This is a genomic window from Flavobacterium croceum DSM 17960, from assembly GCF_002917885.1.
Taxonomy (GTDB): Bacteria; Bacteroidota; Bacteroidia; order Flavobacteriales; family Flavobacteriaceae; genus Flavobacterium; species Flavobacterium croceum.
Genome location: NZ_PQNY01000005.1, coordinates 108,068 through 133,229 on the forward strand (window position 1 = coordinate 108,068; position 25,162 = coordinate 133,229).

Below are 25,162 nucleotides of genomic sequence, written 5' to 3' on the forward strand. Positions count from 1 at the left end.
TAATTCGTCCCAATTATAGCAAATATTTGGGATTTTTTTTACAACCCATTATCTCATTCATCTGCACAAAAATCGCTTCTAGTCCAAGTATTCCTAGCATCAATTCTTTGTTTGCTTCATTTCGCTAATTACGTTTTCAATAACGAGAACATTCTTTTTCGTTCGTTGGTAAAAAGGAAGTTTTTCATTCCAATTGCCACTCCTTTGCCAACGCTCCAAAAGTTTTTGTACGCCCTAGAACGATTACGGTTTAAAAGGAAATTTAGTAGTAGGGCAACAAAAACTTTCCCCAAGCTGTGTTACATAATTGAGTATTATAGTTCATTACAAAGCATTTATATTGTTTTTTTGGTTTTTGCAATGAAGCTATAATATCATTTATGTAAAACAGCCGCTCCACCCAACGCACAAGTGGTTTGCTCCAGGACAACTTTTTGAGCAGCTCCCATCGCATCACCCAGCCGCTCAAAAAACCGTCCTTCACAAACCCCAATCATCGCTTCGATTCAACTTTATTATTTAAGAGAATATTTTATTTTCATAAGAACGTATCAATGGTTTTAGCAACAAACCGCATACATCGGTAGTGTTTGCATTGCTTTTATGAGTAGAAAAATGGCTTTACCTTGTAGTTGATTTGCCTATGGATAAAGCCATTTTTCTACCCATAAAACCAAAAAGCCAGCAAGAGTGTAATTTTTTATTTGCTAGAACTATCGAAGTAATTGTTTTCACGATGGCCAAGATGCCATAGCAATTTCATAGCACATTCTTTGGTAACCGAAAATTTAATCATTCCAAGAACGTTTGTGGCATCAAGCCATCATAAAAACAATCATAAACACCCCAGTAAGCAAATAAAAAACCACACACTTGCCTGCGCTTCTGCCTCATCGCACTAGGAATTATTTTTTCATTGTTTTTGTAAGTATTGAAAATCACTTGGAACGTTTCCCTAAAATTAAAAATATTGGAAAAGTGATTTTCAATACCCACAAAATCAAGTCCAAGAAAGAGTATAAAATTTTAAAGCAGAAAAATAATCAGAATGGATTTTACATTTCTTTTTTCTGCTTTAAAATTTCATACCCTTTCTGAAGAACTTTCATCTTTCGAATCAACTTTTTTAGATCCCATTACATAAGAACTCCTCGGTGGAAAGGAAAATAAAAAAATAGATAAAAAGAAAGTAAAGGTAAGCTCCAGTTTCAAGAAAAAAAAGTTCAAGCCCTGCGGGTTTTAGAAAAAATCTCCACCCATTCCGTTTCGCAACAACATTTTTTTGATTTCACGCCCAAATTTCCGATGATATATCGGGTAGTATTTTTTCTAAAAAACTTGTTTTTCTTGAAACCTCCACTTAAATGACGACTTTCTTTTTTTTCTTTTTTTTTCTTTTAAAAATTTTATGTGTGGCTTGTGGTAACGAGGCACATCATCTTAAAAAACCGAAAGTATGCCAAATTTTATCATCAAAACGCACCTAAAAGACACGTTATACGCCAAACCTCATTTATTCATACTCAATAAAGGAATGAACAGCGGAAAACCTCAAAAAGAGCCATTTACTAACAGTTTTGTAGTCATTTTTCAAAACGAAGCAGATTGCGAAAGCATTTATTTTGTGGCTTACAACTTATGGAAAACCAAATTTTGGCATCCTTTTTTGGTTGGTTCAGTTATTCCGTTTTTACGCCTTCCTGATTTCTCAAAAGAATTCAATCCAAAGGCTAGTTTAATGATGCAGGAACACGAAGAACATCAAAAAAATATTGCAGCTCTCAAACTTTTAGAGAAAAAGGAAAAACAATTTCACGAAAACATCAACCTTATCAACGATTTGAGAAGAGTAATTCTATATCGCTATTCTAAAAGATAAAATCAAATTCTAATTTCAAATTATCACTTATGAAACTATTTATTTTGTACCAAACCGACAATTGGAAGTCCAAAGCATCAAGAGTATGTTTCGGAGTTTTCGACACAAGAGCCAAAGCCATAGACAGTGCAAAATGGCAAGAATTATACAACCACAATTCCGAAGTAGTCGTTTTAGAAGTAACGCTTAATTTATTTGAAGAAGTTTAGTTTTTAGCCACAAAAAAAGCCCATTCCTTACGGTTTGGGCTTTAATACGGTCTAATCCAAAGGTCACCACAACTAGAATTAGACTATTTTTTGTACTTCTTGATGAGGTATTTGAGTGTCATTGATATAATAAAACTGACAATTGCTCCAAGAGCCGCTAATATAACAGTTTTTAAAACATCTTCCGAATGCAAATTCGGCAATACACTCAAAAAAGTACCGCCAGCGGTACCAATTACAGTTGAATTACTGTGTTGCATCGGCGTTTTCTGTTGAGGTTGTCAATTGGCTGACTGCCGACACTACACCGCCAGCAACCGCCAAATAACCTCCAATAGAAGTTACCACAACTGGCAAAGCTATTGGAGCTGCCAAAATAGTTCCACCGACAGCAGCTAATGCCAAACCAATATTTCGAAGCACTTTAAAAAATTTCGGAGTGGGAGCTTTCGCTCTATTTATTATTTTTTTCATAATCTAAAATTAAGATTGAACAATCAATTCTACACTTTCTTTACTTTCCAAAGCTTTATAAACCAAGTCTTTTAATTTTGCAAAAGCTTTTCGAGACATTAGACCTAACCCTGGTCCAGAAAGTTTGGTTACTGGAGCAATACAACCATTCAATTCTTTCAAAGCATTATTGGCTGGATGAAATAGAATTAAACTTCTATTTTGAACATTTTCAACCTCTAAATGCCAATGAAATTTTTGACTATATCGCTTTCTTATAAAATATTTCCCTTCTGGAATGCAGGAAACCTTCGTTTCGTTTTTCTTCCAAGGCAATTCAATTGTATTACAAATCAATTTGCCCTCGCATTCAAGTTTGCCATTCGTTCCTTCAGGGAAATAAGTTCTAGTTAAATGGATTTCCATTAAACTCCACCATCAACTTTCACAACCGCTAATGGGTTAAATGCACCATTTTTTAATGGGTACATTGCGCCATTTACCTCTTGATAAAACTCAACACCCAAAGCCAAAAACAATGGTTTTGTGCTCGCTGGTGTAACTGCATTTACTTGGTTTATAGCTGCGGTTGCAGTCGCATCCCAAGGTAAAATTGCAGTTTCTGAATGAGCTTCAATAAAAGTTTCTGCTTCAAAATCAATTTCAGCACCTGCTGAAATAATTTTAAAGTGAGTAGTTCCACTAGGTGCTGCAATCATATTCGATGGAATAAATGAAGCTAAATCAATGCTGATTTCGCCAGTTACTCTGTCAATAGTCCCAACAAATGGAGCAAATAAACTGGTGCCCAGTTTCCCGCGAATGTTGAATTCAAATCCAACAAGCAAATCTACTTCGCCATCGATTACATTTCGTAAACCTCTAATGCTAACCATATCCGCTTGGATTACCTTTACCATTTGTTGTGTCAATCGACTTACCATTCTGCCATCGGCAGAATTCAAGAGCAATGCTCTCAAAGCCGTTCTCAATACTTTTCCAGCCTTTCCGGCTCTCCCAAACTCCGAACCATTCTCACGTGTTCTTTGAAACGCAGGATCGCTTTTAATTCTGCTGGCATCAATGCCACCTTTTTCACGCGCCAAATGTCCATCTTGCGTTTTGTAAAAAGTAATATCTCCGATAGTACCTTTCAATTTAATTATGCCTTTCTGTCTTGCCATAATTTCTAAAATTTAAGTTTAAAACTCTCTAACTACTCCTTCATTCCGAATACTCGTTGCAACTAAATCTTGAATGATTTCAAAACAAATTTTATCCAATTAAACAGAATAAAAAAGTAGTGCCTATCCAATATGACACTTTACGACAGAAATGGCAGAAATGACCGCGAATGGCAATATATGAGCCTTCAAAATAGTCTTAAATTACAGATTATTAGACAAAGGATTTTTTTTCTAATTTTGCACAATACAAAAATTTGGATAATAGGGTTTTAAAGTAAGTCAAAGCCTAGTCAAAGGCATAGATAGTGTATGAAAAAAGAAAATAAGAGATTATGCATCTACCCAAAGGACATACAACGTATTACTGGTAAGAGTTATCGGCAAAGCATTAGATTGTTGCAAAAGATAAGAACCGAGCTTAACAAGCTTGAAAACGAGTTTGTATCAATCGAAGAGTTTTGTGTTTACACCAGTTTAAAATATGAGCAGGTAGAACCTTTGATAATTGGTTAGAAATGGAAACATAAGATTACTAAAAATTAAACTTTAGAAATTTACTAACCAGACTATTAACCAGTTCATTTTTTGATAATGTTTTCTATATAATTGTTTCGTTAATTCCTAGAATATAATTATATTTGTACTATAAGTTAATCGAAGTTTTGCAATGCAAAAAGCAGGTGCATAATAGAGACCCTAGTTTACAAATAGAAATTAAAAATCTATATATCAATTGGTTAGAAATGGAAAACAAATCCCTCTTTCTCCGCCAGTAGAAATACAAATGGTTACAAAACCCACTAAATTCAACGATTTAGTGGGTTTTTTCGTTTCTAGGATTATCAAATTATTCATCTAATCTCAAAGTTTTGGTGTCTTTCGAGGTGTCACTAAATTATAAAAATTTAAGTGACACCTCTCAAAGAAAACCACCAGTACAGCAAGGTGTTCAGCAACATATTCAAAATATGTACATCTTGTTTGTAATTATTAGAAATTTTAAATTTAATAATAACTAAAAGGTTACCACTTATGAACACTACTGTATCAATTCTCTTTTACATCAAGAGATCAAAAGCTAACAGCGAGGGCATTTGCCCAATTTATGCAAGAGTAACAATCCAAGCCAAACGATTTGAATTTAGTGCCAACAAATATGTAAATCCAGAGAAATGGTCATCGGAGGGCACTAAAGTTAAGGGTACTAATGAAGAAGCTAGAACAATAAACAGCCATCTGGATTATTTAAAAAATCAAGTTTTGGAAGCTGAAAAAAGATTATTCAAAAAAGACATCAAAGTTACTTCTGAAAATTTGAAGAATGAATTGTTTGGAACTACTGAAACCAAACGTATGCTTGTTCCAATTTTCGAGGACCACAATAACAAAATTAAAGAGTTGGTTGGCAAAGAATATTCACCAGGAACATTAGAACGTTACAAAACTTCATTGAGTCATACTAAAGAATTTTTACTATGGAAATATAAAGTTTCCGATATCGAGATTAATAAAATAGATCATGCCTTTATAACCGATTATGAATTTTGGTTGCGAAGCGTTAGAAATTGTGCCAACAATACCGCAGTAAAATACATCAAGAACTTCAATAAAATAATCAAGCTTTGTTTAGCCAATGACTGGCTTGATAAAAATCCATTTGCGAATTACAAATCGAAAGTTAAAGAAGTAGAAAGAGTTTATTTATCTGAAGAAGAAATTCAAAACATAATCAATAAAGATTTCAAAACCGAAAGATTATCATTAGTTCGCGATATCTTCCTTTTTAGCTGCTTTACTGGATTGGCTTACATAGATGTAAAAAATCTAACAAAGTCGCATATAAGCATCGGTATTGATGGCGAAAAGTGGATATTTACACACAGGCAAAAAACTGAAACGGCTTCTAAAATTCCAATACTTCCAGTAACGCAAATGATTATTGATAAATATGCCAATCATCCACAAAGCAGTAATCAAGATAAACTACTGCCTATTCTTACCAATCAAAAAATGAATGCCTATCTAAAAGAAATTGCAGGAGTCTGTGAAATCGAAAAAGAACTAACCTTTCACATTGCACGACACACTTTCGCAACAACCGTAACGCTTACAAATGGTGTTCCAATAGAAAGCGTTAGTAAAATGCTTGGACATAAAAATTTAAGAACTACGCAGCATTATGCAAAGGTTTTGGATAGAAAAGTGAGTGAAGATATGATGATTTTGAGGAATAAATTTACTTTAAATGATGTTGAATCAAATACCAACGCTATTTAAACTATTATGAAGAATATAGTCTATTTATTTAAAAAAATATTACTTTTGTCATTGTGAAATTTTTAAATATCATATTGTCAATCTATTTAGTGGCACTTTCGTGTTTGCCTTGTGCTGACTTGGAAGTAAGTAGTGCTGCTCATACAGATGCTCATGAATTAGCTAAAACGACACATGATAGTGAAGGCCATTCACATGGTAACGATAAAGATTTGTGTTCTCCTTTCTGCAGTTGTAATTGTTGTGGCTCACAAATAGTAAGCTACTTTAACGTAATGTCATGTAATTTTACTGTTGTTTCAAAAGAAATCAAAACTCAACTACCATCTTATACTTCTAAATTTACTTCCAATTTCTACGGGAGTATTTGGCAACCACCTCAAATAGCATAATGAAGCCCGATTAATTTCGGGTTAGAAACTTGTGATTTTTTCACAAATAATTGCAAAAGAAATTTTGCTACTTTCTAATTCATTATACTATATCAATGTTAAACAAAATCATACAATTCAGTATAAAGAACAAGTTTATAATAATTTTATTTACTTTAGTTCTAATAGCTTTTGGTAGCTATTCCTTAAAACAATTACCATTGGATGCATTACCAGATGTAACCAACAATCAAGTACAAATAATTACTACCGCTCCTACATTAGCCAGTCAGGAAGTAGAACAATTAATCACTTATCCTTTAGAACAATCAGTCAAAACAATCCCAAAAGTAATTGAGCTACGAAGTATTTCTCGTTTCGGACTTTCGGTAGTTACCGTTGTTTTCAAAGACGATGTAGATATTTATTGGGCTAGAGAACAAATTTCGCAACGACTAAAAGTTGCCGAAGAAAATATTCCTAAATATGCAGGTTCGCCAGAACTTGGTCCAATTTCTACAGGACTTGGCGAAATTTACCAATATGATGTGTATGCCAAAAAAGGGTATGAGGATAAATACGATGCAGTAAAACTTCGTACAATTCAAGATTGGATTATCATTCCTCAATTACAAGGTGTTGAAGGCGTTGCCGAAGTAAGCACTTGGGGAGGAAAATTAAAACAATTCGAAATCGCTGTAAATCCAAATACACTTAATAGCTTGGGAGTTACAATTACAGAAATTTTTGATGCTTTAGAAAAAAACAATCAAAATACAGGTGGTGCTTACATAGAAAAAGATCAATATGCTTACTTTATTCGTGGAGTGGGTATGGCAACTGGTATTAAAGATTTAGAAAATGTTGTTGTCAAAAATAGAAATGGTGCGCCAGTTTTAGTTCGTGATGTAGCTTCTGTTCGTGAAGGTGTTGCATTACGTTATGGTGCATCAACCAAAGATGGCAAAGGCGAAATTGTTTGCGGTATGGCACTAATGCTAAAAGGAGAAAATTCTAAAGCAGTTACCGAAAGAGTAAAAGAAAAAATGCTTCAAATAAACAAAACACTTCCCGAAGGAGTTATCGCCGAAGCATTCATTGATAGAGGTAAATTAGTTGATAATGCAATTGGTACAATTACTAAAAATTTACTCGAAGGAGCATTAATCGTAATTTTTGTATTAATATTATTTCTTGGTAACCTGCGAGCAGGATTAATCGTGGCATCGGTAATTCCACTATCAATGCTATTTGCAGTAATATTAATGAATACCTTTGGAGTAAGTGGAAACCTAATGAGTTTAGGAGCAATCGATTTCGGTATTATTGTCGATGGTGCTGTAATAATTGTCGAAGCCACAATGCACCACTTGCAAAAACTCAAAAGACAAAAGAATTTAACACAATCAGAAATGGATAGCGAAGTGTACAAATCGGCTTCCAAAATCCGTAATAGTGCTGCTTTTGGTGAAATCATTATTCTAATTGTGTATCTTCCAATTTTAGCATTGGTAGGAACAGAAGGAAAAATGTTTAAACCCATGGCAATGACAGTTGGCTTTGCAGTCATCGGAGCATTCGTTTTGTCATTGACTTATGTACCCATGATGAGTGCCATGTTTTTATCAAAAAACACCGAACACAAACCCAATTTTAGCGACAAAATGATGGCGTGGTTCGAAAAAATATATGCTCCGTTTTTAGATAAAGCATTACGTTTAAAAAAATCTGTATTAGCCATTTCATTGGGATTATTTGTTTTAGCAGTTGTTACTTTTCAAAATATGGGTGGCGAATTTATTCCTACTATTGAAGAAGGAGATTTAGCAATTAATGTAACTATAATGCCAGGCAGTTCTCTTTCACAAATGATAAATACTACAACTAAATATGAGCAAATCTTAAAAGACAAATTTCCTGAAATAAAAACTATTGTAACCAAAATTGGGAGTGGCGAAATACCGACCGACCCAATGCCTATTGAAAGTGGCGATATGATTATAGTTTTAAAAGACAAATCCGAATGGACTTCCGCCGATAATTGGGAAGATTTAGCCAATTTAATGAAGTCCGAAATGGAAGCAATTCCTGGCGCAAATATTGAAATATCACAACCCATTCAAATGCGATTCAATGAGTTAGTATCCGGAAGCAGAAGCGATATAGCAATTAAAATATTTGGCGACGATTTAGAAATATTAGATTCAAAAGCAAAAGAATTAATTTCAAAAGTAAATAAAATCGATGGTGTGGGTGATTTAAAAGCTGAAAAACTAGCAGGACTACCCCAAATAACGGTTAAATACGATTATAATAAAATTGCATTGTATGGGTTAAATATTACTGACATAAACAAAACAATTCGTTCTTCCTTTGCTGGCGAAAGTGCTGGCAAAATCTATGAGGAAAGCAAACGCTTTGATGTAGTTGTGAGAATGGACAAAGACCAAAGAAGTGACATTTCAGATGTTTCTAATCTTTTTATTCCGTTGCCAAACGGACAGCAAGTGCCATTGTCTCAGGTAGCCACAGTTGCTTACGAACAAGGTCCGGTTCAAGTTTCTCGTGAAAATGGTAAACGAAGAATTACTGTTGGGTTAAATGTTCGTGGTCGTGATATAAAAAGTGTAGTCGAAGAAATCCAACAAACGTTAGAAACCAATTTCAAACTTCCAGCAGGATATTATGTTACTTATGGTGGTCAATTTGAAAATCTGGTCGAAGCTAACAAACGCCTTTCGGTAGCTTTACCAATTGCTTTAGGGCTTATTTTGGTTTTACTATTTTTTACATTCAACAGTATAAAACAATCACTACTAATTTTTACAGCCATTCCATTATCAGCAATTGGTGGCGTATTTGCGCTTTGGTTGCGTGGAATGCCTTTCAGTATTTCCGCAGGAATCGGCTTTATTGCTTTGTTCGGTATTGCTGTTTTAAACGGAATTGTGCTAATATCTTATTTTAACCAACTTAAAACGGAAGGAATAACCGACCCAATGCAACGTGTCTTAATCGGAACAAAAACAAGATTGAGACCAGTATTAATGACTGCCGCAGTAGCTTCATTAGGATTTTTGCCAATGGCATTGTCAACTAGTGGCGGAGCCGAAGTTCAGAAACCATTGGCAACCGTAGTAATTGGAGGCTTATTTTCGGCTACATTATTAACCTTAATCGTTTTACCCATCCTTTATTTATTATTTGAGAAAGGAATTAAAAGAAGAAAAAGTATGTCAAATTCAAGTGTAACAATAATCGTTTTATTAATCAGCACTTTTTCGTTTGCTCAAAACAGTCAAATCATAACGTTAGAAAGAGCCATTGAAAAGGCAAAAGCAAACAACTTCGATTTGAAAATCGCAGATAAGGAAATTGAAAAGCAAACCGTTCTCAAAAAAACAGCGTTTCAAGTAGATCCTTTACAAGTGCAATACCAAGGAGGACAATTCAACAGTGTTGATTATGATCACAATGTTTCCATTCAGCAATATTTTCCTATTGGTAAAATCACAAAAGCCAATAGACAACTGCAAGAGGAATTGGCAAAATTGGCAGAAAAGCGAAAAGCATTAACCGAATATGAAATTGAAAAAGCAGTAACACTTGCCTATTATCAATATCTATATGGTGTTTCCATTCAAAAACTAAATAATGAATTGTTCGACATTTATTCCAAATTCCTTAAAAATGCAGAGCTTCGTTTTCAAACTGGTGAAAGTGGTAACATCGAAGTCATAAGTGCCAAAGCCAAAGTAAAAGAAGTCGAAACCCAAAAAGCACAATTAGAATACGATTTGGTAGTATATCAAAAACAATTGCAATACTTTATTCAAACCGATGAAAATATTGTGCCTGATGCTTCAACACCTTTACAGTATGCGTATTTGGCAGATAATAATAGTTCAAAAGTAGAAGAATTAGTAAACGGCTATTACACTCAACAAATTGCAGTCTATCAAAAAGAAGCAAATACATTCAAAGCGATGCGTACACCAAAATTAGGATTGGGCTATTTCGGGCAAACTATCGATACCAAATCTTATTTTCAAGGGTTTACAGCAGGATTGCAAATACCTTTATTTGGAGGAGCAAATACCGCAAAAGCAAAAGCGTCGTCAATTAGTATTTCGCAATCACAATTAGAATTGGATAAAAATAAACTGACTTTAAAACTACAAAAAGAGGAACTACAAAACGAATTCGAAAAACAGAAAAAAGCAGTAATGTATTACCAAAACGAAGGATTGCAATATGCAGACCAAATTATTACAACGGCACAAAAGAGCTACGCCAATGGCGACATGAGTTATTGGACATACATCAGTTTTTTAAATCAAGCCATTGACATTAAAAAACAAAATGCCGAAGCCGTTAACACTTACAATCAAAGTGCTATACAATTGCAATTTCCATCATTTTCTAACAATAAATAATTCTCACGATGAAAAATATAAAAATAAATACAATATCAAATAGTAAGTTCAAACACTATTTCTTGCTTCTTTCTTCTTGTTTCTTTCTTCTAACGTCTTGTGGCGAAAAGAAAACCGAAGAAGCACCTGAAGAGGAAAAATCAGAAACTGAAGTAGCATTGACCGAAGTACAATTTAAATCTATTGGTATCGAAACAGGAACTATCGAAATGAAAAACCTGAATACGGTAATCAAAGCCAACGGTTATACAGTAGTTCCACCGCAAAATATGGCAAATGTTTCAACATTAATTGGTGGTGTTGTAAAAGATATTTATGTATTAGAAGGTACTTATGTGGATAAAGGTAAAACATTGGCAACCATTCAAAACCTCGAAGTAACAGAAATGCAAGAAGATTACAATTCGGCTATTGCAAACATCGAATATTTACAGTTAGAGTACAACCGTCAAAAAACATTGAGTGATGAAAATGTTAATCCTCGTAAAACATTTCAAGAAGTTAAGTCAAAGTTAGCGGTTGAACGAGCAAGAGCACAAGCAGCAAAAAATAAACTCCAAGCGTTGAATGTTAGTTTAAAAGGTAGCACTTCATTAATTCCAATTATTTCGCCGATAAGTGGTTATGTAGGTAAAATTAGCATTACTAAAGGCGCATTTGCAGAAACAGGAATTACACTTTTTGAAGTTGTGGACAATAGCCAAATGCATTTAGATTTGAATGTTTTTGAAAAGGATTTAGGAAAAATTTCTGTTAATCAAGAAGTTGATTTTGTACTAACTAATCAATCCAATAAGTCTATAAAAGGGAAAATATTTGGCATCAACAAATCATTTTCAAACGAAAGTAAAACCGTTGCAGTTCACGCCAAAATAAATCCAAGTGATGCAAAAAATTTAATTTCTGGAATGTACGTAGCAGCTAATATTAACATCACAAACCAAACAGTTCAAGCATTACCAAAAGATGCTATTGTTAGAAACGGAGACAAATATTACATTTATATACAAGAAGAACATCAACAAGAAGCAACAAAAACTAAAGTTGAAGGCCAAAAAGAAAAAGAACACAATGAGATTCACTTCAAAGCAATTGAAGTAGTACCGGGAACAACCGATTTAGGATATACCGAAGTCAAATTGGTTGATGAAGTTCCAACTGATGCAAAAATTGTAATTAAAGGAGCTTTTTATCTGTTAGCAACTTCAAAAGGCGGTGGAGAACACGAACATTAATGATTTAACTATATAAATACTTACACTATGAAAACTACAATTTTAAAATCGATTTTTTGTTTAGCAGTTATGCTATTTGTTTCAAATGCTGCAATGGCTCAAAAGAGCAATCAGAAAGCGGTAATCAAGACAACCTTACATTGTGACCATTGCAAACAATGTGAAACCTGTGGGTTAAAATTCAATACAGAAATGCTAAAAATTAAAGGTGTAAAAATGTATGAACTTGATGATAAAAAAATGACTTTTACAATCTACTATAACCCGAAGAAAACCGATTTACAAGCTATAAAAGTGGCTATTTCTAAACTAGGTTATGATGCTGATGAAGTAAAAGCAACTTCTGAGGGAATTGCTTCATTGGACGGATGTTGTAAAGCATAATAATTATGGAAAATAAAAAAGCACATTGGGAAAATGTTTTTGCTACAAAACAACCCAACGAAGTCAGTTGGAGACAAGAATATCCTAAAACTGCAATGGATTATTTAGAAAATTTAAACCTATCTAAAACCGCCAATATTATTGATATTGGTGGTGGCGATAGCAATTTAGTAGATGCATTATTAGAAAAAGGATATGAGAATATTTGGGTATTGGATATTTCCGAATTTGCTTTAGAAAGAGCCAAAAAGCGTTTAGGCGATAAAGCCAATTCAGTACATTGGATTGTTTCTGATATAACTGTATTCAAACCCGAAGTAGCTTTTGATTTTTGGCATGATAGAGCCGTTTTTCATTTCTTAACACAACAAGATAGCATCAATAAATATACTGCAATAGTAAATAATGCAATAGCTGATAATGGAAATTTTTTATTAGGTACTTTTTCAGAAAATGGACCACTAAAATGTAGCGGATTAGAAATAAAACAGTATTCTGAAAACACAATGAAGCAAACGTTTAACGAACGTTTTGACGCAATAAAGTGTTTTACCGAAAACCATACAACGCCATTTGATACAACTCAAAATTTTCAGTTTTGTGGTTTCAAAAAGCGATAATCTATGAAACACCAACACAAATACGATGCAAACGGCAAACAGCTTTGTTGCACGCTAGAAGAAAAAATAAATATGAAAACAGATAAAGATAGTGGTTGTTGCACTACTCACAAGGAACCTAAACATTCAGATGATGACAGACACGACCATTCTAGTAGCAACCAAACTACGTTTCAAATGTTCATGCCAGCTATTATAAGTTTTGTTTTATTATTAGTTGCAATTGGTTTCGATAATTACTTTACCCAATCTTGGTTTACAGGTTGGGTGCGAATTGTATGGTATATTGTTGCTTACATTCCGGTTGGTTTTCCAGTGCTGAAAGAAGCGTTTGAAAGTATTCGCAAAGGCGAAATATTTTCAGAGTTTCTATTAATGTCTATTGCAACTATTGGAGCATTTGCCATAGCCGAGTTTCCAGAAGGAGTTGCTGTAATGCTATTTTATGCCATTGGCGAAATATTCCAAACCTTGGCGGTTCAACGTGCCAAAGCAAACATAAAATCCTTACTTGATCAACGACCAGACGAAGTTACAATTCTCGAAAACAATGTAGCCAAAACAATCAAAGCAGCAACAGCTAAAATTGACGATATTATCCAACTCAAAGCAGGAGAAAAATTAGGTTTAGATGGCGAATTACTTTCTGATACAGCTTCATTCAATACAGCAGCGCTAACAGGTGAAAGCAAACCCGATACCAAAGCAAAAGGAGAAGCCGTTTTAGCAGGAATGATAAACTTAAATTCGGTTTGTCAAGTCAAAGTGACAACAGCTTATTCCGATAGCAAACTGTCTAAAATACTCGAAATGGTGCAAGATGCCACAGCAAAAAAAGCACCAACCGAATTATTCATACGCAAATTTGCCAAGATTTACACGCCAATTGTGGTGCTTTTAGCCATCTTAATTTGTGTGGTTCCAATGCTTTTTGTAGCTGATTATCAATTTAGAGATTGGTTGTATCGTGCTTTAGTCTTTTTAGTTATCTCATGTCCTTGTGCTTTAGTGATTAGTATTCCGTTAGGATATTTCGGCGGAATTGGAGCTGCTTCCAAGAACGGAATTTTATTCAAAGGAAGTAATTTCCTTGATGTAATGGCTTCCATTCAAAACGTTGTAATGGACAAAACAGGCACAATGACCGAAGGTGTTTTCAAAGTACAAGAAGTCGTTTTTAATTCCGATTTTAGTAAAACCGAAATACTGCAATTGGTCAATGCTTTAGAAAGCCAAAGTACACATCCAGTAGCTACAGCTATTCATCAATATGTTGGAAAAATTGACAGCACAATCATTTTAAAAGACGTAGAAGAAATTTCAGGACATGGATTAAAAGCCAACATCAACGGCAAAGAATTGTTAGTGGGTAATTTCAAATTAATGGATAAATTTTCGATTACCTATGATATTGATCCAACGAGCATTGTTTATACCTTAATTGCTGTGGCTTATGATAAAAAATTCGTAGGTTATCTAACTATTGCTGATAGTATAAAAGAAGATGCACAAATCACTATTGACAAACTAAAAGCATTGGGTATAAAAACCACAATGTTAAGTGGCGATAAAAATACCGTAGTGCAGTTTGTAGCAAAATCACTCGGAATTACAAACGCTTTTGGCGATTTACTTCCCGAAGATAAAGTAAACAAAGTCAAAGAAATCATTGCTAAAAATGAAACGGTAGCATTTGTCGGCGATGGTGTAAACGATGCGCCAGTAGTAGCATTAAGCAACGTAGGTATCGCAATGGGCGGTTTAGGAAGCGATGCCACCATAGAAACTGCCGATCTAGTTATTCAAGATGATATGCCTTCAAAAATCCCAATGGCTATAAACATTGGCAAACAAACCAAGAAAATTGTTTGGCAAAATATAATTTTGGCTTTTATTGTAAAAGCAATTGTTTTAGTTCTTGGCGCAGGAGGATTAGCTACAATGTGGGAAGCCGTTTTTGCTGACGTTGGAGTAGCGTTATTGGCTATACTAAATGCAGTTAGAATACAAAGAATGAGATTTTAACACCAATTTTAACATATAGCAATATTTTTTAGTTACTTTTGTACTGTTTTAATAAACAAATGAAAAAATACCACATCATACTTGTAGTTTTATTAGGCATGCTTCTCATGCCTAATAATGCTATTGCTTGTGGTAAAGGTTCAGAAAAAAGTTCTTGCAAAAAAGAAATGTCTTCCCATAAAGCAGAAAAAAAGAGCTGCTGTGGTGATGAAAATTCAAAAAATAAAGGTAATAAAGGCTGCGATGGCAATTGCGGTCATTCAAAATGTGGTTGCTCTTCAACATGCCCTTCTTCTTCAGTAAGCTTTATATCTGAAATTGATTCAAAAAATAATATGTTTAGCTATTCTTCAATCGAGAAAGTTAAATTTCCATACTCAACTCCATCAATCTCTGACGGGTTTTACTCAATTTGGCTAATTCCTAAAATAAGCTAAATCCAAACTTTGACAGCCATAAGTGTGTCAAATTCATAGCTTTTTGCTATCCAAACCAAAACAGTTTTAGAAAACATTTTGCTACACTATTATCGTGTTGCAATCACAGTTTCTTTCTCTACTGTTATTCATTCAATTTTATTTTATCAAATCAATCAAGGTAACCTACTTTGATTACTTAAACATTATTTAAAAATGAAAAATTCATTTATAAAAATAATGGTAGCAACTATGATATTGCTATCAATAACAATTAATGCACAAATAAAAAATGCTAAAACCGAAACAGTTAAAGTCTATGGTAACTGTGGAATGTGCAAAACCAAAATAGAAAAAGCAGGAAGTATTAAAAAAGTTGCCAAAGTAGATTGGAACCAGGAAACACAAATGGCAACTTTAACTTATGATGCAAGTATAACAAATCAAGATGAAATACTAAAAAGAATTGCATTAGTAGGTTATGATAGTGATAAATTTCTTGCGCCTGAAGAAGTCTATAATAACCTTCCTGGTTGTTGTCAATATGATAGAGTGGTAAAAGTTCCTGTTAAAATAGATGCTGTTTCAGGTGAAAGTATTTCTGCAAAAAGCGATATAGAAATGGCAAATCATCCAGCAGCAATAGCAAATCAGTTAAAATCAGTTTTTGATTCTTATTTTTTGGTAAAGGATGCCTTGATTGCCTCTAACGGTGATAGCACAGCAGCAGCAGCAAAAGAACTAGTAATAGCTATTAACAATGTGAAAATGGATAAACTCGAAATGGAAGTGCATATGGTGTGGATGAAAATAATGAACCAGATCAGAGTAGATGCAGAACATATTGCAGATACAAAAGACATCAAACACCAACGTGACCACTTTACCACATTGTCAAAAGACATTTACACATTGATAAAAGTGTCTAAATATGAAACTTCAGTGTACTATCAATTCTGTCCTATGTACAATGATGGTAAAGGCGCCAATTGGTTGAGCAAAGAAAACACTATAAAAAATCCGTATTACGGCTCTATGATGTTAAGTTGTGGTAAAACGGTAGAAACTATTAAATAATTTAAAAAAACTATAAATGAAAAATGTATCAATAATAGCTTCATTCGTTGGAGCAATACTATTCACCTCTTGTACTAAAAATGATGACAATATGGATATGCCATTAAATATTGATTATCCAGCTGCATACATAGTAAATGGCGAGGATGCAACCGTTTCAGTAGTCAAATTAAGTACTAATGAAGTGACTGGAACAATCGCGTTAATGGGAACAGGTTCTGATATGATAATGTGGCCACATCATATTTCGTCACATCAAAACCATTTAGCCATCGGAGTACCTGGTATGGATTTAAGTGCTGGTCATTCGGGTTTAAATACATCTGGAATGAATGGAAAATTGTTAATTGTAGACGCTTTGAATGGTTCAATTGTAAAAAACATTACCCTCCCTTTAATGAACCATAATACTATTTATTCTCCCAATGGAAATGAAATTTGGGTACCTCAAATGGATATGAACGGAAAAGTTTTGGTTTACAACGCTTCAACAAATGCTCTAATTAATACAATCAATGTGGGGATGATGCCAGCTGAACTAACATTCTCTTCTGATGGAACAAAAGCGTATGTAGCAAATGGCGACGATGATAGTATAACTGTAATAAACACAGAAACAAAAGCAATAATCACAACTATTACTGTTGGTGATAATCCGGTTGGTGCTTGGACAGGAAGCAATGCCAAAATGTATGTAGACAATGAAGACGGACAAACTATTTCTGTGATTGATGTAGCAACAAACTCAGTAGATGAAACAATTACATTGGGTTTCATGCCGGGAATAGCATCATATAACGGTCCTAAAAATGAATTATGGGTTTCAGATCCAATGGCTGGAAAAGTACACTATTGGACTTGGGATGCAGGAATGAATATGTGGATGCACGGAAACTCATTTAATACTGGTGCTGGTGCACATGCAATTGCATTCACTACAGATGGTAACACAGCATATGTAACCAATCAAACTGCTAATACAGTTTCTGTTGTAAATACTTCTAATCATTCTGTAATAAAAACAATCAATGTTGGAAAAAAACCAAATGGGATTGTCTTAAAAATGTAACACTTTAATAAACTAAGTCTTATGTTGGCATAGGACTTAGTTTTATACAAAACAATTGTACTAGTATGTTAATCAAAAATCAAGTAAAACACTTTACATCTCTATTAATATTAGTCGCGCTTTCGATGAATGGACAGTTTAAAGAGGGTGATACGATACCATCAATTACACTAAAAAATAGTACTAACAGCGATGTAAACATATCATCTTTTAAAGGAAAATATGTGCTTGTCGATTTTTGGGCTTCTTGGTGTGCACCTTGCCGATTGGGTAATAAAAAATTAATGAAACTGTATAATAAGGTTAGTCCTGATAAAATGGAAATTATCGGAATATCAATCGATACCGATGCAAATAAATGGATAAAAGCGATAGAAAAAGATAAAATCAAGTTTACGCAATTAATAGATCCAAATGGTTTTGATGCTAATACAGCAATACAATTTGGTGTTGAAGAATTACCATCTAAATACTTATTTAATCCCGAAGGTATTCTCATAGCTAAAAATCCTTCAGAGGAAGAAATAACGAAAATACTAAAATCATAAAATGAAAAAAATATATCTAATGATTGCATCAATGGTTTTGATGTTTTCAATAAAAAGTAATGCACAAATCATAAAAGCCGAAATTAGAGCAACGGGTTTAACCTGTTCTATGTGCTCCAATGCCATTAATAAACAACTAAAAACTATGTCGGAAGTAGTTAGTATAGAAACTGATTTGAACACCAATACGTTTACTGTAACGCTCAAAGAAGGTAATGATTTAAGTCCAAAAGTATTTAAAGAGAAAGTCGAAAAAGCAGGTTTTTTTATTGGTTCATTGGTAGTTACAGCAAAGCCAGAAACCATAGCTAAATCCTCATATATTTTGGTTAATGACAAAAAAAGCAATGCTTACGAAGTGCAGTTTCAAGTGGTGGACAAAGGATATGTAACCGAAAAGGAATTCAAAAAATTATCCAAATCATATAAGAATGTCGAAACCTACGCTTCAAACAACGAAGAAGATTTTCACATTAAAATGATAAACTAATGAGAAAAGTAATTTTATTGTTTGTAGTCATCAGTTGCCAAACTGTTTTCAGTCAAGAATTATTTGTAGTAACCGATCCAGCTAGTAATGTTCCAGCAAATTCTTTGGCAGTGAATGTGATGCAATCGGCGTTCAAAGAAAAATTTGAACCAGGTTACAATTATCATTTAATGCCAGAGGTAACGTATGGTATCAATAAAAATTTGATGGTTAGAGGTTCTGCATTTATCAGTACAAGAACGAATGCGTTGTATGCTGAAGGCGGCGGTTTTATGGCAAAGTACAGGTTTTATTCAGACGATGATTTGAATAGTCATTTTCGTATGGCAGCTTATGGTAGGTACAGTTTCAATCGTGGCGACATCCATCAAGAGCAAATTGAAATTGTAGGACACAATACTGGTTTTGAAACAGGAATAATTGCAACCAAGTTGATCAAAAAAGTAGCTATTAGCTCATCGGTTAGTTTTGAAAAAGCATTAGACAATAAACCAAATTATCCCTTTCCTAATAACATTGGCGACAATGCAACCAATTATACACTGTCATTTGGAAAATTAATGTATCCGAAAAAATACTCCAGTTTCAAACAAACCAACATCAATTTTATGATTGAATTTGTTGGACAAACTATTAATGAAAATGGGAAATCCTATTTAGATGTAGTGCCAGCAATTCAATTCATTTTCAATAGCCAAGCTCGACTTGATTTTGCTTACCGACAAGAGTTGATGAGTTCAATGGTACGTTCGGCTCCAAATGGGTTTTACTTCAATTTGTATTACACCTTTTTTAATTTAAAAAAATAGAAACCTTATGACAACAAAGAAGTTTATTCCGGCATTGGGTTATGATTTTTTAAGTGATTACTACGATTTAGCAATCAAACTAACCATGCCCGAAAAAAAATTCAGAAACAAATTAATAGATATTGTTAATCCAATTGGAAACGAAAAGATATTGGAATTTGGTTTTGGAACTGCTCAAAATATCATCTTACTAAAACAACGGTTTCCAAATACCAATGTTCAAGGTCTAGATATTGACCCAAAAATAAAATCAATTGCAGAATATAAGTTGAGTAAAGCGTCTATTTATGCTGAACTTTTTCTGTACGATGGCGAAAGGTTACCATTTGAAGATAATTCATTTGATAAAGTATATAGTTCACTCGTTTTTCATCAGTTAGATAAAGTAACAAAACTCAAATGTTTACTAGAGATTAACAGAATTTTAAAACCAAATGGACTATTAATTATTGGTGATTGGGGCAAAGCAAAAACAAAATGGATGCGCGTAACATTTTACTTGGTACAACTATTAGATGGCTTCAAAACCACCAGTGATAATGTGAACGGTTTTATGCCAAATTACCTTACTGACGCAGGATTTAGTGAAGTAAAGGAAATTGATTTTATAAATACATCAATAGGAACTTATTCCTATTACAAAGCTTATAAAAATTAAGCTTCAATCAATTTCATTAAATTAAAATTAACTCTTAAAAATTGAAAAATGAATAAAAATGAGAAAAGAAACAACCAAGTACTTATTACAATATTAATTGCAATAATGTCAATAATGAATTTATTAGCGCAAAACAAAAACAATTCTATTGATCCACATAATGGTGTCATCAAAAAAGTTAAAAACTATTATGTTGAATCTATAATAAAAGATGGCAAAGTATATTTTTTCATACTTGATGACAAAAAAGCACCAATGAGCAATACTGAAATAACTGGCACAGCTATAATAATATTTACCGATAGTAAATCAAAAAAAGTAGAATTGACAAGTATAGAGCGAAATGCCTTTATAATAAATGACATAAGTGCACATACTTACACTGATATTAAAGTAACTTTTAAAATCAAAGGGAAATCAATCTCTACTATATTTTCTAAAGAAAGAAAACTTAAACATTTCACAACAGATAACACTAAATATTATCACGAGCAAAGCACAGAACATAGTTACAAATAATAAAACAACTTTAAAATTTTAAAAAATGAAAAAAGCAATAATTTTAATTACGATCGTAGCAACACTAATAGCTTGCAACAAAAGTACAAAGTCAGAGAAAATTGAAAGTACATCTTATGAAAACAAAAGTAGTAATAATCATGATCACCAACTCTTTGCGTGTTCGATGCATCCAGAAATTACTGGTAAAAAAGGTGAAAAATGTTCAAAATGTGGAATGGAATTAACAGAACCTGTCGCTCATTCCAAACTTGATAAAAATAGCGAAGAACCAAGTCTAAATAATACAAAGGCAAAAGTCGGAGTTCTCGGAGCTGATACTTCGGTGCCCCCTTTAGATTATGTTAATGATATTGTTATTTGTTATTTAAACCTAAAAAACAAACTAGTAAAAGATGATTCTGAAGGTGCTGCCGAAAAAGGGAAGATACTATTAGCTTCATTTAACAGACTTGATACAAAAACACTAGATGCTAATCAGAAAAAAGCTTACATAGACATTGCTGAAGATGCTAAAGAACAAGCTGAGCATATAGCTGAAAATGCCGGTAAACTAGACCACCAAAGAGAACATTTTATTTTGTTAAGCAAAGACATTAACGATTTAATTAAAATGTTTGGTTCAAAAATGCAACTATACCAAGACTATTGTCCTATGGCAAATGATGGTAAAGGTGCTATTTGGATAAGCGAAACCAAAGAAATAAAAAATCCTTTCTACGGCTCTAAAATGCTAACATGTGGCAGTTTGAAAAAGACGTTATAAAATGAAAAATAGATTAAAGAAAGTAGGTATTGTACTTTTTTTGGTAGTGGTTGCAATACAATTTTATCAACCTGTCTTGAATCAAAATCCAGACCAGGATTATACAAATGATTTTATTATTACAACCAATGCACCAAGTAATATTTCAAAACTTATAAAGACATCTTGTTACGATTGTCACAGCAATAACACTGACTATTTGTGGTATGATTACCTTCAGCCTGTTCGAATGTTTGTAGAAAAACATATAACTGATGGAAAAAAAGAATTAAACTTTAATGAGTTTGGCAGTTATTCAAATCGAAAGCAGCAAAGTAAACTAGAAGCCATCGGTAAACAAATTAAATCGGATGAAATGCCATTAACTTCATATACCCTATTACATCGCGATGCAATAATTAATGAAGTCCAAAAACAGGAATTAATAACCTGGATTAATTCAATAAAACAAAACAGTTTATCTGAAAAATAAGGAAATATGGTAGAAAAACTAATAACATTCTCACTAAAAAACAGAGCAATTGTGCTACTTGTTTCTGCAGGATTATTTGTGTGGGGAATCTACAGCGTAAGACAAAACCCTATCGATGCAATTCCTGATTTATCCGAAAATCAAGTGATTGTATTTACAGAGTGGATGGGTCGAAGTCCACAGGTTATAGAAGCTCAAGTAACATACCCTTTGGTTTCCAACTTACAAGGAATCCCTAAAGTAAAAAACATTCGTGGAGCATCTATGTTTGGGATGAGTTTTGTCTATATAATTTTCGAAGATGATGTTGATGTTTATTGGGCAAGAACACGAGTTTTAGAAAGACTAAACTATGCACAACGCTTATTGCCCCAAAATGTAGTTCCATCCCTAGGTCCAGATGGAACAGGTGTTGGTCATATTTTTTGGTATCATTTAGAAGCTAACGGAATGAATCTAGGTGAACAACGTGCGTTACAGGATTGGTATGTAAAATTTGCTTTGCAAACTGTTCCCGGCGTAGCAGAGGTGGCATCATTTGGTGGTTTTGAAAAACAATACCAATTGGTTTTAGACCCTCTAAAAATGCAATATTATAACGTCAGCATGATGGAAGTAATGAACGCCGTTAAAGCGAATAACAATGACGTTGGCGGCCGAAAGTTTGAAATGAGTAATATGTCTTATATCATTAGAGGTTTAGGTTACATAAAGAACATTAAAGATGTAGAGGATATTTCGATTAAAAATTACAATTCTATTCCAGTCAAAGTAAAAGATATAGGTACAGTGCAAATGGGCGGAGACTTACGCCTTGGAATTTTTGACCAAAACGGAACAGGAGAAGTGGTCGGTGGTATTGTTGTTATGCGTTATGGCGAAAATGCGGATAAAGTTATCAAAGCGGTTAAAGCAAAGATGAAAGAGGTTGAAAAAGGATTGCCAGAAGGAGTTAAATTTAAAACTTCCTATGACAGAAGTGAGTTAATTGAAAAAGCAATTGAATCTGTAAAAGGAACACTTATAGAAGAAATGATAGCTGTTTCACTTGTCATTTTGATTTTTTTATTCCATTGGAGAAGTGCACTAATCATCTTAATTCAACTTCCCATATCCGTAGCAATTGGCTTTATATTACTTGAAGCATTTGGTATTTCATCTAATATTATGTCATTAACTGGTATTGCACTTGCAATTGGAGTTGTGGTTGATGATGGTATTGTAATGGTCGAAAACGCCTATAGGACAATCTCCGAGAAACAAGAAGAAATGATTCATAATAAGTAAGTTGACATTATGCTAGAAAAAATTAAAAATTTATTTAAAAAGGAACACGACCCTTTATCCTCTGATGAAAAACTTCAACTAATTGAAAAATCATCAAAGTTAGTAGGACCGGGTGTTTTTTACTCAACACTGATCGTAATTGCGTCTTTTCTACCAGTTTTTTTACTCACAGGTATGGAAGGAAAATTATTTAGTCCCTTGGCTTGGACAAAATCATTCATTCTAATCGTTGATGCTTTTTTAGCCATTACACTCACACCGGTGCTTATAAGCTTTTTATTAAAAGGTAAACTTCGTCCTGAGAATAAAAACCCAATCAACAGAAAACTGGAAAGTATATATACTCCAATTTTAGTTTTTTGTTTGAAATGGAGGAAAACGGTTTTAGGAATTAATATAGTCGCTTTACTAATTGGTTTAGTGATGTTTACTCGCTTAGGTTCCGAGTTTATGCCACCGTTGGATGAAGGCTCTGTACTTTTCATGCCGGTTACTTTGCCCGATGTTTCAAACTCGGAAGTAAAAAGAATATTGCAGGTTCAAGACAAACTAATAAAATCAATTCCCGAAGTAGACCATGTGTTAGGAAAAGCCGGTAGAGCAAATACAGCTACAGATAACAGCCCTATCAGCATGATTGAAACCATCATTTTATTAAAACCTCAAAGTGAATGGAGAGAAGGAAAAACAAAGAATGATATTATAACCGAAATAAACAATAAACTTCAAATTCCTGGAGTAACCAACGGCTTTACACAACCTATCATTAACAGAATAAACATGCTTTCTACCGGTATCCGAACCGATGTTGGGATTAAGGTTTACGGAGAAAGTTTAGATACTATTAATGCACTATCTCAAAAAATCAAAAAAGCACTCGAAGGTACTTCGGGTGTAAAAGATTTATATGCAGAGCCAATTACCGGCGGAAGATACATCGATATTGAAGCCAAAAGGGAAATGTTGGGACGATACGGCCTTTCAATTGACGATATTAATGCAGTTGTTGAAGCAGCTATCGGAGGAATGAAACTGACAACTACAATTGAAGGACGACAACGCTTCTCTGTAAATGCAAGATATGCACAAGAATATAGAAACAGTATTGATGCACTGAAAAAATTGCAAGTCCAAACGATGCAATATGGACCAATTCCTTTAGAAACCGTTGCAGAGGTAAAAATAAGCGATGGGCCGCCTATGATAAATAGTGAAAACGCCATGCTTAGGGGCAGCGTTCTGTTTAATGTACGTGATCGAGATTTAGGTAGTACTGTGAAAGAAGCTCAGAAAAAATTAAATTCAATGATGTCTAAAATGCCAAAAGGGTATTACATCGAGTGGAGTGGCCAGTGGGAAAATCAGTTGAGAGCCAATAAAACGCTAAGCATCATACTACCAATTGTGGTGATAATTATCTTCCTTATTTTATATTTTACTTACCACTCCATGAAAGAATCTCTAATTACTATGATAACAGTACCTTTTGCTTTAATTGGTGGTGTTTTTATGGTCTACTTTTATGGAATTAATTTATCTGTTGCAGTTGCAGTTGGTTTTATTGCCCTCTTCGGAATGGCCATTGAAACAGCAATGTTGATGACTATTTACTTGAATGAATCGATGAACAAAATGGTCGAAAAATATGGGAACAGTTCACAAACCATTACTGAAGACATCTTGAAACAATATATCGTCGATGGTTCAGCCAAAAGATTGAGACCAAAATTAATGACGGTTTCGGTTTCTTTGTTTGGTCTTATCCCAATACTTTGGGCAACGGGGACTGGTGCCGATGTGATGCTACCTATCACAGTTCCGCTTATTGGTGGGACAATTACTTCTACAATTTATGTATTATTAGTAACTCCTATTGTTTTTGAAATGGTGAAACTTCACGAATTAAAAACTAAAGGCAAAATAGAACTTATAGATGTTAAAGAATAAATATTATATCGTTATAAGCTTTTTGATT

General features: G+C 33.6%; 22 protein-coding genes and 1 pseudogene. 20 read left to right on the top strand and 3 right to left on the bottom strand.

Annotation, left to right across the window (positions count from 1 at the left end; all coding sequences use genetic code 11):
* Positions 1-1,456: 1,456 nt before the first annotated feature.
* Together Q361_RS05155 and Q361_RS05160 are read left to right on the top strand one after the other, a co-directional pair.
* Positions 1,457-1,879, top strand: coding sequence for a DUF6943 family protein (locus Q361_RS05155; RefSeq protein WP_103725651.1), 423 nt, complete (start codon positions 1,457-1,459; stop codon positions 1,877-1,879).
* Between the two features lie 29 nt (positions 1,880-1,908).
* Positions 1,909-2,088, top strand: a complete 180-nt coding sequence (locus Q361_RS05160) for a hypothetical protein (RefSeq protein WP_103725652.1) — start codon at positions 1,909-1,911, stop codon at positions 2,086-2,088.
* 246 nt (positions 2,089-2,334) lie between these two features.
* Here the strand turns inward: Q361_RS05160 and Q361_RS05170 are convergent, their stop codons facing one another.
* Genes Q361_RS05170 through Q361_RS05180 form a run of 3 tightly spaced genes read right to left on the bottom strand, consistent with a single transcriptional unit; the run spans position 2,335 to position 3,725 of the window.
* Positions 2,335-2,511, bottom strand: coding sequence for a hypothetical protein (locus Q361_RS05170; RefSeq protein WP_317047132.1), 177 nt, complete (start codon positions 2,509-2,511; stop codon positions 2,335-2,337).
* Between the two features lie 60 nt (positions 2,512-2,571).
* Complete coding sequence (locus tag Q361_RS05175) at positions 2,572-2,967, bottom strand: DUF5675 family protein (protein WP_103725654.1); 396 nt, start codon at positions 2,965-2,967, stop codon at positions 2,572-2,574.
* Positions 2,967-3,725 (bottom strand): hypothetical protein, encoded by a 759-nt coding sequence (locus Q361_RS05180; protein ID WP_103725655.1) that lies wholly within the window; start codon positions 3,723-3,725, stop codon positions 2,967-2,969. The genes Q361_RS05175 and Q361_RS05180 overlap by 1 nt, the downstream gene beginning before the upstream one ends.
* A gap of 1,035 nt (positions 3,726-4,760) precedes the next feature.
* Here Q361_RS05180 and Q361_RS05190 point away from each other — a divergent pair.
* The 18 genes and pseudogenes from Q361_RS05190 to Q361_RS13905 all read left to right on the top strand — a co-directional run bounded on the left by Q361_RS05190 (position 4,761) and on the right by Q361_RS13905 (position 25,134).
* Positions 4,761-6,005 carry a site-specific integrase gene (locus Q361_RS05190; protein WP_103725657.1) on the top strand — a complete coding sequence of 415 codons (1,245 nt, stop codon included), beginning with the start codon at positions 4,761-4,763 and terminating at the stop codon, positions 6,003-6,005.
* A gap of 53 nt (positions 6,006-6,058) precedes the next feature.
* Positions 6,059-6,397: a DUF6660 family protein gene (locus Q361_RS05195; protein ID WP_103725658.1), complete on the top strand. Its 339-nt coding sequence runs from the start codon at positions 6,059-6,061 to the stop codon at positions 6,395-6,397.
* Positions 6,398-6,492: 95 nt separating this feature from the next.
* A complete protein-coding gene (locus Q361_RS05200; protein ID WP_103725659.1) occupies positions 6,493-10,812 on the top strand; it encodes a CusA/CzcA family heavy metal efflux RND transporter in 4,320 nt (1,439 codons plus the stop codon).
* An 8-nt stretch (positions 10,813-10,820) separates the two neighbouring features.
* Positions 10,821-12,047: an efflux RND transporter periplasmic adaptor subunit gene (locus Q361_RS05205; RefSeq protein ID WP_103725660.1), complete on the top strand. Its 1,227-nt coding sequence runs from the start codon at positions 10,821-10,823 to the stop codon at positions 12,045-12,047.
* 27 nt (positions 12,048-12,074) lie between these two features.
* Positions 12,075-12,431, top strand: a complete 357-nt coding sequence (locus tag Q361_RS05210) for a heavy-metal-associated domain-containing protein (protein ID WP_146046980.1) — start codon at positions 12,075-12,077, stop codon at positions 12,429-12,431.
* Positions 12,432-12,436: 5 nt separating this feature from the next.
* Complete coding sequence (locus Q361_RS05215; protein ID WP_103725662.1) at positions 12,437-13,051, top strand: class I SAM-dependent methyltransferase; 615 nt, start codon at positions 12,437-12,439, stop codon at positions 13,049-13,051.
* Between the two features lie 3 nt (positions 13,052-13,054).
* Positions 13,055-15,076: a heavy metal translocating P-type ATPase gene (locus tag Q361_RS05220; protein ID WP_103725663.1), complete on the top strand. Its 2,022-nt coding sequence runs from the start codon at positions 13,055-13,057 to the stop codon at positions 15,074-15,076.
* 59 nt (positions 15,077-15,135) lie between these two features.
* Entirely contained in the window at positions 15,136-15,513 is a 378-nt protein-coding gene (locus Q361_RS05225; RefSeq protein WP_103725664.1) for a hypothetical protein, read from the top strand.
* A gap of 195 nt (positions 15,514-15,708) precedes the next feature.
* Positions 15,709-16,569: a DUF3347 domain-containing protein gene (locus Q361_RS05230; RefSeq protein ID WP_103725665.1), complete on the top strand. Its 861-nt coding sequence runs from the start codon at positions 15,709-15,711 to the stop codon at positions 16,567-16,569.
* Between the two features lie 16 nt (positions 16,570-16,585).
* A complete protein-coding gene (locus Q361_RS05235) occupies positions 16,586-17,638 on the top strand; it encodes a YncE family protein (RefSeq protein WP_103725666.1) in 1,053 nt (350 codons plus the stop codon).
* A gap of 65 nt (positions 17,639-17,703) precedes the next feature.
* The gene (locus Q361_RS05240) at positions 17,704-18,186 is read left to right on the top strand and encodes a TlpA family protein disulfide reductase (RefSeq protein ID WP_103725667.1); all 483 of its coding nucleotides are present in this window, start codon (positions 17,704-17,706) and stop codon (positions 18,184-18,186) included.
* 1 nt (position 18,187) lies between these two features.
* On the top strand, positions 18,188-18,676 hold the full coding sequence (locus tag Q361_RS05245; protein WP_103725668.1) for a heavy-metal-associated domain-containing protein: 489 nt from the start codon (positions 18,188-18,190) through the stop codon (positions 18,674-18,676).
* Positions 18,676-19,485 (top strand): hypothetical protein, encoded by an 810-nt coding sequence (locus tag Q361_RS05250; RefSeq protein WP_103725669.1) that lies wholly within the window; start codon positions 18,676-18,678, stop codon positions 19,483-19,485. Before Q361_RS05245 ends, Q361_RS05250 begins: the two co-directional genes overlap by 1 nt.
* A 7-nt stretch (positions 19,486-19,492) precedes the next feature.
* Complete coding sequence (locus Q361_RS05255; RefSeq protein ID WP_103725670.1) at positions 19,493-20,143, top strand: class I SAM-dependent methyltransferase; 651 nt, start codon at positions 19,493-19,495, stop codon at positions 20,141-20,143.
* A gap of 48 nt (positions 20,144-20,191) precedes the next feature.
* Positions 20,192-20,662 carry a hypothetical protein gene (locus Q361_RS05260; RefSeq protein WP_103725671.1) on the top strand — a complete coding sequence of 157 codons (471 nt, stop codon included), beginning with the start codon at positions 20,192-20,194 and terminating at the stop codon, positions 20,660-20,662.
* Between the two features lie 25 nt (positions 20,663-20,687).
* Positions 20,688-21,428 (top strand): DUF3347 domain-containing protein, encoded by a 741-nt coding sequence (locus Q361_RS05265; RefSeq protein WP_103725672.1) that lies wholly within the window; start codon positions 20,688-20,690, stop codon positions 21,426-21,428.
* A gap of 1 nt (position 21,429) precedes the next feature.
* The gene (locus tag Q361_RS05270) at positions 21,430-21,900 is read left to right on the top strand and encodes a heme-binding domain-containing protein (RefSeq protein ID WP_103725673.1); all 471 of its coding nucleotides are present in this window, start codon (positions 21,430-21,432) and stop codon (positions 21,898-21,900) included.
* 6 nt (positions 21,901-21,906) lie between these two features.
* A pseudogene (locus Q361_RS13905) lies at positions 21,907-25,134 on the top strand (efflux RND transporter permease subunit).
* Positions 25,135-25,162 lie beyond the last annotated feature (28 nt).